We start from the raw sequence: 13,785 nt of genomic DNA, 5'->3' as shown, positions 1-13,785 counted from the left end.
ACTGATCAATTAGACAACTTAAACGTTTATCACCCGCTGATAAAAAGCATCAAAATACTGCTGGTCATTTACATTGAGGTTTTGCATATCTGCGTAAAAACTAGGTATCTCCAAAGCGGATATTTCCACAACCTGTTTCTGTAAGTCTACATTATAAAGGCGGTCTTCTCTAAAAAGGATAAGTAGTTCACCTTTTTTCCATGAGGCATTTGGATAATGAATAGGTTCGCAGATATAGTCGTAACCCTCACTTAAGGCCTCCAGCTTCACGTCAAAATAACACATACCTCGGCTTGTTGTGATACGCATAAACTCCATAAAACAATACGTAATTTTTTGGTGATCTACTTCCGGCTGTAGTAGCCATCTTCCAGCTGAAGCTTGATAAATGCCCTGCCCACGTGCAGTCGTCAGCACAAAAACATCAACGACGTAATCTCCAATTTCATCCAGCGACAATTTAGAAATAACGTCCTCTTCTAGTCGGAAAACATGATTTTCAAGACTATATATTTTCCACTCTTTACCATCTAGATAAGCGATAGTTTGATAGCCATCGCGTGCGATGATTCTATTGGTATTGGCAGCCAAAGCCTGTCCATCAGGCTTCAAGATGTTTATTTTCTTTTGTAACTTATTGGGCTTAGTCCAAAAGTAACCGTTGGCCAAAGGCTGCAGGACATCTTCCATAAAAGTGCCAAAGACAAGACCATTTCGCTGATAGTACTTTCGACTTATAGAACCCTTAGCTTGTACAAAAAACAGATTTTTAAAGTCAAATTGAAAGGGTTCAGCTGATGACTCATCGATAATGCAGCGACCATCGATATGATAGAGCTGAAATGCATTATCTTGCTTTGTCGTAAAGTAACCTTCATATACCCACCGTACGAAATCATATATAGGCTCTAAAGCCCAGTGCGCTGTTTCGACTTCCAAAACGCCCCAGTTTTCACCCTTTTTCACTTCAGCATAATGCTTTCCATCAACCTCATGTGGATCAACGGCCCAATCATACATGCAAGGTACCAGCTCTTCACCTAAATTGCTGATAAAGCCAAAACGATTATCTTTTTCAACAAGCGCAATGCCTGATTCATTCCAAGCATGAAGCCTTGTATATGTTGCTCCGATTAAGGTATTACCGTAACGGTCTTTCAGTCCATATTTCCCACCTTCTTCATAAATCGAAACGCCTTTATCTTGAATGGCGGCTTTCTCCCAATAGCCTACACCATAAGCAATCCAGTCGGTCTCCAAGATATCCAAGAAACTACGAATGCTTACACGGTCAAGTACCTCATCAAGCGGCGCTAAAGATTGCGTAACAAGCGCTTCCTCAAAGTAGCGTATATCTTGCTTTATTTCTAGCACCCAGTTTTTAGCCTGCTCGCTATGCTTTTCCTCCTGCATATCGAACACATCACGGCCATCAATCTTAAACGTTTCGAAGGGTAAATTTTCTAAAAAATCAAATAGCTGATTTCTAGCGACAACAAACGAAGTATTCTCTTGCAGTTGGTACGTCTTTTCAAGCAAATCGTAAAACTGACGCAGGCGCTCCACTCCCGCATCTTTATCGGCATAAAGTAGCGTTCCTTTGGTACGAATTCCAACGGCAAACAAAGGAGTGAGTAACGCCGGCAACACGTAATTCCATTCTGCTAATAGCGTTGGAAATTCTACCTTATCCTTTAAATCAACGTTGTAAATATAGATCCTATGGGCCATAAAGATTCTTAAGCTTTGGACTAAAAATAGTGGTTTTCAAAATTAAAACACAGTAAAAAGTATAATTTAGCGTTTAGCAGATTGCCAATACTGCGCGACATTATCCATAAGCTCACGCACATTTCCTATCGGAAAGTCACCGCGCTCACCATACGTTTTAATGCGCAAATATTCACCCCAAACTATGGAACGACCATATTCCGTTTTATACCATTCTTGTTTGGATAAGGAGAAATCGGAATCTATCGATGGAATAACTACCGGATAATTCCCAAAAGATACATCGGGTAGATATCTTTTAAGCGTCAGGGCTGCTCGACGCGCAGCATAAGCGTGTGAGATAAATAAGACCTTTTTCACATCGTCAAAATCAAAAAGCATCATGGCATTTTGTACATTTTCCAGTGTATTTTTAGAAGCTGCCTCTAGTATAAACGTAGTATGTGAAAATTCATTTTTTGGCAGTAGCTCAAATAACAAAGAAGATTCTGCTTGAGGTACATATTGCGTAGCCTTATAATCAGCAATACCACCTGTCAGGATAACTGTCGGAATAAGATGCTCATGGAGGATATCTGTAATGATATGTGCAATTTCCCTGTGCCTTATGTGAGATCCAAAAACAAAGAGTACATCCGCGGAACGCAGTGCAGCGCTAAAGAAACAAAGCTTTGTCAATGCCGCTATCATATCAGCTGACATCACTGGAGGAATAGGTATTTTATTGATTTCGCGAAGCTTAGTCATAATTTTTAAGCTATTAAAAAAACTTCTTGTTTTGCTTTCCCTACTGGCTGTTTTGTCAAACCTTACTAAACCACTAATCTAATTTTGCAACGGCGTTACCTCTAATATAAATTCTATTAGCCTTTTCTAAATTCTCTTTCGTACGGGTTAGCAATTTGACTGCATGAATAGGATCAGTACTATCTAGCAAATCAAGCTGTTCAACTTTTACCTGCATAATATTTCCCTCGTCCATAAACTTCAAATCCCTGGAAAAGTTTACGAGTACACCATCTATCGAAAGAATCATACGTTCATTTTTTAAGTTAGTATACTTAGCTATCAATTCGTTAAAACTAATCCAAATAGGATTATATGCAGGTTTCAAGATAATGTTTATGATTCCAAAATATTCAACACCATCAATTTGTATGGTTTTCTTCTGCTTATCTACAGATACAGACTCAATAGATTCAGATTTAATGGTGTACGCAACAGCCTCTAATGGAAGATACACATTGTTGATAAAAGCACATAGCTTATTATCTCGACCATTATAGTTATAGATAACTTTAGGAACAGAATCAGTCTCCAAATAGATTCTTTTCTCAACGGCTGTCTCTTGCCCTTTTACCACAAAAGAATTGATACTCGCTAAGATAAAAAGTGTGAGGTTTACAACAATAGCTCTTTTCATTCAAAAAATTAATTGGTTAGTAAAAGCAGATAATTACTTATCTAAGATACTTAAAATAAAAACATCAAAAAAAAACATTATTACTTCTTCGATTTTTCCATCAGCACATAGGTTCCATCGGCGGAAGTACCGATTTTCTTTTATACAAAACCATTTTTCTTATAAAAAGCGCGTGCCCTTATATTTTCTGTAAGAAATTTTAACTGAACAGTAGCGTCATGATATTGATAAGTCGTGGCAAGTAAAACAAGACTGATTTTTATCTCCTTCGTCCAGATCTAAATGGTGAATCAAATTATTGGCCATCCCAAGCACAACACGACATCAATTATTGAACTTTTGGTGTCCTTTTTCTTTTCAAGAAATAATGCTTATATTTAAATAGTAAGTTATTACTAACTAAACATACCAAACAAAATCAATTAATTATAAAAACGTATACTAGATATAGTAATGTTTTGTAAATAAAATGACTATGAGATATCAAAAAACACAGGTTGGATGGTTACTTATTATTTTGCTCTCCATAATGATTGGGTTTGTAGCTTTCTCTTTTCTATTCGGGGGAAGAACAAATACTAGTGATTATTCAAAATTGGGCTTCATTGGCATTTTTTTACTTCTTGTCACCTTATGTTTTTATAAACTAACTGTTGTCGTAGCCGATCATAAAATAAAATTAATTTACGGCATTGGTCTTATTCGTATTAACATAAAACCACAAAAAATCACGAATGTACAAGCGGTTAAGACCTCTGTTTTGGCCGGCTATGGTATTCGTTTTACGTTAAATGGCATGCTCTACAATATTCAAGGGAATAAAGCCGTTCAAATTAAGTACAACAATGGTACGGAAACGATAGTTCGGATTGGAACAGATGAACCGGATAAGTTGAGCGATGCTATACGTAGTGAGTTTTCACTTTAGTTTTTATACTGATTTTGAATCATTTTGTAATACCTAGATTCTTTGGCTTTACCTTGTAACAGATTGACGCTATTTTTATATTTTTCAAAGTTACGCTCAACATATAGTTGATAGAAAACAAAAAATGTACTGGCTTTACTCTCGGGATACAGATGCACCAGCTGATCGAAATCCCTTTTGTATAGCGAATCTGTAAATACAGTTTTCTTAACAGAATCAACCTTTAAAAAACGATTCCTAGAGGCATCATTATTTCCATCTACAGATTTATAATAAGCCAAATTTAAGGCATCAACCAACATATCTTTTCGATCAAAAAAAATATTGTAATTATTCCAATATTTCTCGGCAATGGCACATGTTTCGCAGGATGAAGTATTCACATTAACCTTAGCAATACTATTTAATTCTATTTCTTCACCGGTGTATATGGAGTCCATATAAAACTCATATTTACTAGAAACAAGAGGGTCAACATAAAAAGCCTTGCTCAACACATAGTATTCATCAATATCCTTATTAAAGGATTTATCTCGATATATCTGATGTGGTATGAGCGTTCGTGGCCAAGAGATTGCGACCAAGTACATATCATCTTTCAATTGGTCTAAGACCAATGTATCTTTCACAGCAATCAAAGTATCTACAAGCTCTTTCCCATCCATATAATGGATTAACCGCACTCCAACAGAGTCTATTGCTATATTTTTTATTACAATCGCTGTAGATTTTGTCGACTCCCTCTTTTTTATACATGAAAAAAGTAAGAAAGCGATAGGAAGGTATAGAATGATTTTTCGCATAGTAAAAAAAGGCATGAGAAAAAATCTCATGCCTATTAATGGTGACTACTTATCTTTGATTATCGTAAAAAGCTTTAATGATTGGGTTCCCCTTTTGATCATAGGCTTCAAAATCAATCTTCACATTATTGCCTGCACGCGTCACATTCGTACAAATTAGGTAATGTAAATTAAACGTGTTGATAAAATTATTCATGTTGGTCACATTACTTGTGTAGCCAGCCGCTTGCGGTAAAAAGCTTAATGCATTATTCCCATGCACAGGAGCAGCATCCTGCGTGGTGGTAAGATAAGGAAACCTGAAATTGATATAATCAGGATTCTTAAATCCTCCGGCACCAATATTTCTACTGATGGCAAAAATAAAACCATTACGCATCGTTTGAACGTTAGCCGCAGGAACATTAGTAAATACAGAGTTTATTGTTCTGTTTTTATTCGGATTATTGGCATATTCAAATCTCACTGTAGAAGCTACAGACTCGATGTTTGTTTTAAAAACGGTAGAATTCATATCAAAATAATTTACCCCGTCCGCCCATTTCCAATTTGCTGGTCGTCTGAATAATTTATAAATGACACCACCTTCTGGCGCATAGATTCGTCCACTACGATAACCGCGAATAGCAACCGTATCTGTAGAGACACTCACTAAGTTATAAATATGGTCGGTGATATCGGATCCACGAGCACCGATGCGATACAAAGATGACATAATAGACCCTGTTGTGAAGGTTAACTGTGGTGACCCCGTACCGTTAGCAATACGGAAGTACGAATCAGTATCAGCCGTTTCTCCATAAACGGTCTTTACATCTACCTTATTGGTTGCTGTATCAAACTTTAAGACAATAGGAGTATATACTTCACTATTAAGATCCGTCTTCACCATCATAACCCAACCGTTTTCCGCAGAAGCCAATGTCTTTCGAAGATCAGCGGCTACTTTATCTAAACGTTCAGGGTTCTCATCTATATATGAATTTGTGATATTGTCCTTCTCACAGCCAACGAATAGGAAGGCCAGAAAGGATAACACAAAAAATTTACTTATACTTTTCATAAAAATACGTTTATGCATTTAATAATTTACTTTATACACCACAGAGTCAAGCATGACATTTAGCTTATGTAAATCCACGCCCATGTCTAGATATTTTTGGTAAACCAATCTATACTTGCTTTCCAAAGCAGCACTTTCACTGATTCTTCTTTGTTCAGCATGTTGAGCTTGGTTCAATCGAAGCATATATTCTACGGTAGTGGCAAAATCTTCTTCTACTGCAAAACCGCCATATCCTGTCCAGAAGCCATCTCTTCGTGCTTGCGCCTGATTGACAGAAGCATAGCCAGGAATACCATAATACTTACCCTGCGACGTACGATCAAAAGGAATTCCTCGACCATACTTATGATCAATTTGGTGAGCATGTTCATGGTATAAGGTCACGATATGGTCCCAAAGCCAAGCTTTGGATGTAGAAAACCTATTCACCCCTCCCATTCCTAAACGATAGTACTGCGCATTCATACCAGCTCCAGCTGCCGTAGCTGTCGTCGTTGGATCGTTAAAGTGTACAAATCCACCGGCAAGAATAAATTCTATTGGGGTTTCATTATCGAAGAACTTAGGAAAGGACTCCTTCAAAGGTTTCAGCCATAATTTATTTAACACCACCTTCGTATAAGGCAATGCAAACTCATATTGAGGAGGCATAAAGAAGGTAGAACTTCCAATAATACGTGGAGAGTATTCATAAATAATCTCTACACCAAAAGCCTTTTGAATAGAATCACACAGGTAATCCAATTCATTCCATTGAGATTTAGGCTTCACTTGTTTTTTGGAGAAATAATCAATTGTTTCGTCCACTTCGCCCAATGGATTATTATCCTTTTGACAGCTTGTGATAAAGAATACCACTAGCAATAAACACAAATATCTTTTCATAGCTTCTCTATCTAGGGTTTAATTGATTTTCTAATAATGGATTTCCGATGCGTGCTTGTACTGGAATTTGTAGTGCTGTACGCTTATCGTTAGGTAGTAATATCGTAGCTGATTTTGGATCTGTTCGAACTAAACGATGCTCTACTTGTATGCCAAGTCTTTTAATATCATACCAACGCAAACCTTGTCCTATAAATTCAAGTTTCCGTTCTTTTAAAATAGCGGTAATAGCTGCTTCTACAGTTGCTGGTGTAGGTAAAGGTCTATAATTTGCGGTGCTGAAACGTTCTTTACGAATCGCTTCTATATCGGACATTGCCTTTGCTATATCAGGGTTTGCTTTTCGTAGGTTTGCTTCGGCTCTATTAAATAGAACTTCCTCCATCGTGAAACAGTCGTATCTCACCTGCACAGCGCTCGGGTTATTAGGCTGATTACCATACTTAACGACGAGAGCAACACTATCGATAACGGTACCACTAGCACTAAAATGTTGATAGCGATAATCGGTGGTCGGTGTAGCATAAAACATATCATGGGCAATGTAGAACCCACCCAAGCGGTAGCCAAACGGTCTACATAAAAATGTAGAGGTAACTTGGTTCACTAACAACAAATTAGGATGAATAGAAGGATTCATAATCTCTTGTGCCCAATATTGCTCGGATGTTGAAGATTTACGTTGAAAATCTTCAACCATTTTACGGACAACAACACCTTTCTCTGCCACAACGAGGTCTGCATACTTAGCTGCCTCATCCCATTTTCCCTTATAAAGATTAATACGACTTAGAAAAGCATAGATACTGCTTAGACTAAATCGATATGCTGTGCGTGGAGCTAAAGAAATTCCATCCTTAAACATGGCTAACCCTTCTTCAAGGTCTTTATCAATTTGGTCGTAAACCTCTTTAACAGTTGCACGATTATATAAAGATCTATTTTCCTTTGGCACTTCCAAGATCAATGGAACCCCTAAGTTTGTAGCATTGGTAGCTTCATTATAGTGAAGTGAGAAAAGATTCACAAGGGAGAAGTAGCTATAAGCACGTAAAATTAATGCCTCTCCTAGTAAGGATTTTTTCTTTAAGTCGCTACCTTTTGCTAGGCTCAATGATTCGATTATTAAATTCGCCTCATAAATTTTCTTATAATACTCAGCATAAGCATGGGTTGGCGTTGCCGTTGTAATGGCATCCGAATATTCGTCCTCCCATTTAAAAATAGGTACATATGTTGCAGCATTACTAGCCTGCATAGTGCTTGCATAATGATGAAAATTATCCGTTAATATTTCCGAAAACAAGTCGGCACGCATTGGATAAGCATTAATCGCAAGCAATTCAATATCCGCTACATCAGTAAGCTCGACTCTATTATCATAAGGAGCTTCTAAAAATTTTCCACAAGACCCTAACAGTACACTGAGAAAAATGGTCGTTATTATTACTATCTTTTTCATTTACAATTCCTCCTAAAAACCAAATGTTAAACGCATTGAGAATGATCTTGGGTTAGGCAAAGAAGTCCCTCCCATCAAATACAAATCTGGATCTACACCTCTTAAGCGACCGCTCGCCCAATAGTAAATATTATTTGCAGATAACATCACTCGTGCATTCTTAACCAAACTAGCATTACTACTTAATAGTTTTTTCAAATCATAGGCTAACAAGATTTCGCTAATACGTAAGTTACTTGCACTTGCTGCACGAAAATCACTTCTATTATAAGCCGTCTCGTCCATATTATTAACACTACCTAAATATGAGCGCTGAATGGTACTCAACAAGCCTGGAATATTCGTATGAGCCTCATCGCCAATAACCTGCCATCTGTAATTCAAATCAGCTGATTTAGAACCAGAATCATCATAGGAACGGGAGGCAATAGGGCTTGTAAATACCTTATGACCATAAGCATAGGTCAAAAAGACACGAAGCTCTAATCCTTTGTACTGGAAGGAGTTTGCAATAGACCCTGTACCTAAAGGCTGACGACTTCCCAAATATGAAACTAGAGAACGATCTCTTGAGGTAGTAACAATTCCATTAACTTCGCCAGATGAACCATTAAAAAGTGGACGTCCATTTTCGTTCAATCGAGAATAATTAAACCCGAAAAGAGCCTCCAACGGGTATCCTTTAATAGGATAACCAAGTGGATTAGTAATCTGACTAAGTAAAGCCGATTGTAACTCACCTTCAATCAATTCATTTTTAACATAGCCATAGATTAAATTAAAATCCCAGATAAAATCTTTCTTGTTCAACACATTACGGTAACCAAAGGTAATATCAACACCTTTATTTGTCATCGTTCCAAAATTGATCCGTTTAGAATTAAAACCGTCTTCTTGAGCAACATTAAAAGGAACAACCAAATCTTTATTTTTGCGTGAATAATATTCCGCTGTAAGCGTTAATCTATTCTTAAGTGATATATCAAAGGCAAAGTTCGTTGTATAATCTTTTTCCCATGCTAAATTGTAAAGCTCAGGAGCTATCACACGGATACCTTTACTATTATTAACAGCATCCAAACGTGGCATGTTGATAATATTGGCATTAAGCATCGGAGATGTTTCAAAGCTATTTCCTCGTAAGGCATGACTTACTCTAAATTTCAAATAATCTACTACACCACTTGAGTTAATAGCCTGAAAGAAACCTTCTTTCTCAACATTCCAAGCGAAACCTAACCCGTAATTAGGAAGGAATTTTGAACGTTGCATTTTACCAAACATATTACTTCCATCCTGACGGCCACTTAAATCAACATTGTAGCGATCATTAAAAGTATACTGTAGATTGATAAAATAACCAACATTCCTTCTATCTTGAAAATTCTCAATATAAGTACGGTCATCTCTATTAACGGCATAAATCATCCCTAAACGAGAAGGAGAAGCAATTTTCCCACCGTAGTACATATAGCCATAAGCCTTAGCATAATCTCTCTCAACGAACGTTTTTTCAAGATCCATACCTGCTAATAGATTGATCTTATGTTTATCTATTTGTTGATTATAAGCTAACTGATTACGCACGCTCCAAAAAGATTGCCAAGTGTTCCATATATATCGGAAACCACCTTCCGGTAAAATTGTCTCCCGGAAACCAAATGGCTCGTTGGGATCCTGATACAATAATGGGTTTTGATTTCTCAAGACATCGTTGTAATCCACGCGATAAGCATTAGCCATATTCGAACGTTCGGTAACGATATGGCTGATTTTACTATTATTTTTACGAATAGCATAGATACCATCAAAGCGTAAATTCTTAGAAATCTTGTAGGAAGGTCTTAAAATCAAACGGACCTCTTGTGTTTTAATATCATTAAAGTTTTCTTTTAACTCTTGAATGATGTTAAAAGGAGCTAGATTTTCAATATATTGCTTATAAGATCCATCAGGATTATAGGGATACATCGCACGGCTAGTGCCCATCGCATATAAAAATGGATTTATCTCAAAAGATCGTGTTATTTCGAAAAAGTTACTCGTAGACAAATCACCAGACTCATTCGTTCCCGGTGTTTGTTGATTACGCATATTCCAGTTAAAGTTAATGTCAACATCAAACTTAGGAGTGATATTAAAAACGGTACGCAAATCGGTTGTATAGCGTTTAGTTCCAAAGCCAATGGCTTGCCCATTATCATCCGCTAAACTTCCAGAAACGTAATAGGTGTGCTTATCACCACCGCCGGAAAAAGATATATTATGCTCTTGTATCAGGTTGTTTCGAAACAAGGCGTCGAACCAATCTGTATTTGCATTCGTTGAACGATTCAGCTCGTCATAAGCTTGATCTAAGTTAATATTCCTTAAAGCAAGCTGACGGTAGGTTTCCGTAAATGCACCAGTAAAAGTTGGCCAGTTAGCATTAGATAAATAGCCTCTATCATACATTTCTTTATACAACTGCATCTCCTGCTTAGAGTTCATCAAATTGAATCTATTGACATTCGGTTTCACCCCAATAGACAATGCCGTACTTAGATTAATATCTTTCTTATTGTACGAACCTTTTTTAGTCGTAATAGAGATAACACCATTTGCAGCACGTGTACCATAAAGCGCAGTCGCTGAACCATCTTTTAAAATCTGAATATCTTCAATATCCTGAGCATTTAAACCAGCAATAGCTGACCCAAGTACCGAAGCCGGGTCGCCACTATACAACTGACTAACAGAAACGTTAGATGGAGATGTAATAGGCACACCATTAATAACATACAAAGGTTCCTGATTAGCGCTAATAGAGGAGTTACCACGAATACGTATTTTGGGAGTAGCCCCAAAAGTACCCGATGTATTTTGTACGGAAACACCGGCGGCTGCTCCTTGAAGCATACGCGACACATCCAAAGAACCAGATCGGTCAATATTCTTTTTATCTACCTGGCTTACTGAACCTGTAAACTTAGCTTTATCGACCTTCTGAAAACCCGTGATTACGACCTCGTCAATATTTTGATCTTCACTCGCCAACGTAACAGTCATATTTTGTGCTGCAGCTTTATTTATCGATCTGAAACCTACCCCCGAAAATCGTAAAGTAATACCTTCATTGATCGCAATACTAAAGCGCCCATCACCATCAGTATTCGTTCCTTTTGAAGTATTAACCGCTGAAACGGTAACCCCTGCTATGGGTTTTCCAAAGGCATCAACAACGCGGCCAGAGATCGATTGCTGTGCAACTTCCTCGCGTAAAGACGCTGGGTTGATGGTGATAATTTTGTCCGAAATAATATAGTTGAAGGGTTGAAATCTAAAAATTTCATCCAACACATTTTTCAGCTGTACTTTGTTGACAGCTATCGTTACGGGTTCAGAATTCCTGAAGTGGCTAGAATTAATCAAAAAGCTATATCCTGTTTGCTTTTCGATTTCTCCTAAGGCTACAGCAAGATTCTGCTTCTTTAAATTCAACGTAACCTGCTGTCCAAAAATATTGGCAGAGGCCTGTATTGAGAATAAAAAGACGAGTACTGCGGTTAGTTTCATCCCTAAAATTGTTGAGTAACTGAGTTTAAGCTCGGCCCATTTTTTATGAAGGACTTCATAAAAAGGCACTGTAACTTCCTTTTTTTTCATAAATGTTAGTGAAGCACAACTGTAGATTTTTCCAACATATTGCTGAAAACACCTTAATAGATGTACTGGTTAATAAAAATTGTGATTAGATGTACTGGTCTTAAAAAAGTTTGCTAGAGGTGCTACAACACTGCTAGCTTAAAAAAATAAGTATCATGCCGCTTTGAAAGTTTCTTTCCATTTCAAGCCTACATCGAGAATTACCCCGAAAAACGAGATAACTAAATAGCTTTAAACATGTCAAACAAAAGCCGCTAGGTCTATTGACATCCGTAAAAGAAAACGAATACAACTGATTTCCAATTACGGACTCTACCTAGAATAATGACGTAAAGGCTTGATTTAGGTATAAAAACTAACCCATACGGAAACAGGATAACTTATTTTTTCATTAATGTCTACTTGATACGCCTATAAGAAAGTTTACTACATTTCTAAACATTCCCTTATATTTGTACTGGTTAACAAAATTTTGTGATTAGATGTACAGATTTTAAAACCGTCTGCTAGAGGTGCTACAACACCTCTAGTTTTTGTTTGATTAGTATCGTTTTACAAGAACCCTCCTTCCTTCAATTTCAAATTTATAGCCTGTATTTATTTCAAAAACTTTTAATAATTCTGATAGCTGAACGTTTCGCGAAACGGTACCTGATAATTCAATATTCACAAAGTTAGCATCGTAAAAAACCATCTTTACATTATACCAATTTTCCACTTCTCTTAATATCTCCTTAAATGAACTATTATCGAATACAAATTTTTCGTTATTCCAACTCTTAATCACCTCAGGTCTTAAGTAACGAATATCCATTGTGTCTACTACCGTGGCCTGCTGACCAGGTTTCAACACATAACTACCTTTTTCGGAAACTATGCGAACACTACCTTCTACTAGAAACGTTTTCGCAAACTCTGCCGTCGAAGTCAAACTGAACGTCGTACCCAACACTTCAATATCTTGCTTCTTAGAATGCACAATGAATGGTCTTGATTCATCATGGCTAACTTTAAAAAAAGCTTGCCCTTCCACATAAATTTCACGTTTGTCTCTTGCGAAGCTCATGGGGTAGCGAATAGATGAAGCAGCACTCAGCTCAATAACGGTCCCATCGCTAAGTTTCAATTTCGTATGTCCGCCTTTTGGCGTATTTACAGTCAAGTATTGCGGTGTTAACTCATTATTCGTAGCATCTTTATAAACAACCTCCCCTTCCTTATTAATAAACACTTCTAGTCCTGCTTTGCTATACACCAAACCAGATGTCGTAGAATCCACATGAATTTTATCACCATTTTCAAGAACAATCATAGCCATCGATTGAGCAGGGTCAATATCCTTCGCTAAATTTACAGCCATCGTTACTGTTGAATCACTATACCTGATGTAGAAAAAAACACCCATAAAAAGTAAAAAAGTGGCTGCTATTCCTATCCACAGCGACCGATTAAACCGAGCCTTATTTACTTTTACCACTTTTGGGAAATTATTTAACCGTTCATCTAACAATAAATTTTCAAAAATCTTATCTGTACGATGTTTTATTATTAAATCGGATATACCGACAGAAAAATCAGCCGAAAATTCCATTTCAGACAGAATATCTACAAGCTCTTTATCAGAAACCGAATTAAGATGACTTGCAAACTCCCTTTTCTCTTTAGTACTCAAAGAATTTTCTAAATATTTCCTCAGCAAATACTGAATATCTATTTTATTCATATAATATTAAAAATTTCAACCCCCCTTTAATACTAATACGAACGGGAAGTAAAAAGTCACTATTCAAAAACTAAAAATATTTTCCGTCAACCATTTTTTTTTTACTAGATTCACATAAT

10 protein-coding genes are annotated in these 13,785 nt (G+C 36.9%); 1 reads left to right on the top strand and 9 read right to left on the bottom strand.

Annotated features, from left to right (window positions below; genetic code table 11):
• Positions 1-18 precede the first annotated feature (18 nt).
• From WH223_RS03960 to WH223_RS03950, 3 genes are all read right to left on the bottom strand, one after another.
• The gene (locus WH223_RS03960) at positions 19-1,731 is read right to left on the bottom strand and encodes a WG repeat-containing protein (RefSeq protein ID WP_340046232.1); all 1,713 of its coding nucleotides are present in this window, start codon (positions 1,729-1,731) and stop codon (positions 19-21) included.
• Positions 1,732-1,797: 66 nt separating this feature from the next.
• A complete protein-coding gene (locus WH223_RS03955) occupies positions 1,798-2,478 on the bottom strand; it encodes a YdcF family protein (protein WP_340046231.1) in 681 nt (226 codons plus the stop codon).
• Between the two features lie 73 nt (positions 2,479-2,551).
• A complete protein-coding gene (locus WH223_RS03950; RefSeq protein WP_340046230.1) occupies positions 2,552-3,154 on the bottom strand; it encodes a hypothetical protein in 603 nt (200 codons plus the stop codon).
• A 475-nt stretch (positions 3,155-3,629) separates the two neighbouring features.
• On the opposite strand from WH223_RS03950, the gene WH223_RS03945 reads away from it, so the two are divergent.
• Positions 3,630-4,082 carry a hypothetical protein gene (locus WH223_RS03945; protein ID WP_340046229.1) on the top strand — a complete coding sequence of 151 codons (453 nt, stop codon included), beginning with the start codon at positions 3,630-3,632 and terminating at the stop codon, positions 4,080-4,082.
• On the opposite strand, the gene WH223_RS03940 is transcribed toward WH223_RS03945, so the two are convergent.
• The 6 genes from WH223_RS03940 to WH223_RS03915 form a co-directional block, all read right to left on the bottom strand.
• The gene (locus WH223_RS03940; RefSeq protein WP_340046228.1) at positions 4,079-4,885 is read right to left on the bottom strand and encodes a hypothetical protein; all 807 of its coding nucleotides are present in this window, start codon (positions 4,883-4,885) and stop codon (positions 4,079-4,081) included. The two genes, WH223_RS03945 and WH223_RS03940, sit on opposite strands and share 4 nt — an antisense overlap.
• A 49-nt stretch (positions 4,886-4,934) precedes the next feature.
• On the bottom strand, positions 4,935-5,948 hold the full coding sequence (locus tag WH223_RS03935; RefSeq protein ID WP_340046227.1) for a DUF4302 domain-containing protein: 1,014 nt from the start codon (positions 5,946-5,948) through the stop codon (positions 4,935-4,937).
• 18 nt (positions 5,949-5,966) lie between these two features.
• Positions 5,967-6,836, bottom strand: coding sequence for a putative zinc-binding metallopeptidase (locus WH223_RS03930; RefSeq protein WP_340046226.1), 870 nt, complete (start codon positions 6,834-6,836; stop codon positions 5,967-5,969).
• 7 nt (positions 6,837-6,843) lie between these two features.
• Complete coding sequence (locus WH223_RS03925) at positions 6,844-8,298, bottom strand: RagB/SusD family nutrient uptake outer membrane protein (protein ID WP_340046225.1); 1,455 nt, start codon at positions 8,296-8,298, stop codon at positions 6,844-6,846.
• A gap of 12 nt (positions 8,299-8,310) precedes the next feature.
• Positions 8,311-11,943 (bottom strand): SusC/RagA family TonB-linked outer membrane protein, encoded by a 3,633-nt coding sequence (locus WH223_RS03920; RefSeq protein WP_340046224.1) that lies wholly within the window; start codon positions 11,941-11,943, stop codon positions 8,311-8,313.
• A 541-nt stretch (positions 11,944-12,484) separates the two neighbouring features.
• Positions 12,485-13,666 (bottom strand): FecR family protein, encoded by a 1,182-nt coding sequence (locus tag WH223_RS03915; protein WP_340046223.1) that lies wholly within the window; start codon positions 13,664-13,666, stop codon positions 12,485-12,487.
• Positions 13,667-13,785: the final 119 nt, after the last annotated feature.

This window comes from Sphingobacterium sp. MYb382, from assembly GCF_037572665.1.
Taxonomy (GTDB): Bacteria; Bacteroidota; Bacteroidia; order Sphingobacteriales; family Sphingobacteriaceae; genus Sphingobacterium.
Note: the sequence above shows the minus strand (reverse complement) of the source record. Positions and strands in the feature narration are given on the sequence as shown.

What these genes read in the sequence shown, in the direction of transcription:
- WH223_RS03960 (WP_340046232.1), bottom strand. Translation starts at nt 1,731, where the DNA reads ATGGCCCATAGGATCTATATTTACAACGTTGATTTAAAGGATAAGGTA.
- WH223_RS03955 (WP_340046231.1), bottom strand. Translation starts at nt 2,478, where the DNA reads ATGACTAAGCTTCGCGAAATCAATAAAATACCTATTCCTCCAGTGATG.
- WH223_RS03950 (WP_340046230.1), bottom strand. Translation starts at nt 3,154, where the DNA reads ATGAAAAGAGCTATTGTTGTAAACCTCACACTTTTTATCTTAGCGAGT.
- WH223_RS03945 (WP_340046229.1), top strand. Translation starts at nt 3,630, where the DNA reads ATGAGATATCAAAAAACACAGGTTGGATGGTTACTTATTATTTTGCTC.
- WH223_RS03940 (WP_340046228.1), bottom strand. Translation starts at nt 4,885, where the DNA reads ATGCGAAAAATCATTCTATACCTTCCTATCGCTTTCTTACTTTTTTCA.
- WH223_RS03935 (WP_340046227.1), bottom strand. Translation starts at nt 5,948, where the DNA reads ATGAAAAGTATAAGTAAATTTTTTGTGTTATCCTTTCTGGCCTTCCTA.
- WH223_RS03930 (WP_340046226.1), bottom strand. Translation starts at nt 6,836, where the DNA reads ATGAAAAGATATTTGTGTTTATTGCTAGTGGTATTCTTTATCACAAGC.
- WH223_RS03925 (WP_340046225.1), bottom strand. Translation starts at nt 8,298, where the DNA reads ATGAAAAAGATAGTAATAATAACGACCATTTTTCTCAGTGTACTGTTA.
- WH223_RS03920 (WP_340046224.1), bottom strand. Translation starts at nt 11,943, where the DNA reads ATGAAAAAAAAGGAAGTTACAGTGCCTTTTTATGAAGTCCTTCATAAA.
- WH223_RS03915 (WP_340046223.1), bottom strand. Translation starts at nt 13,666, where the DNA reads ATGAATAAAATAGATATTCAGTATTTGCTGAGGAAATATTTAGAAAAT.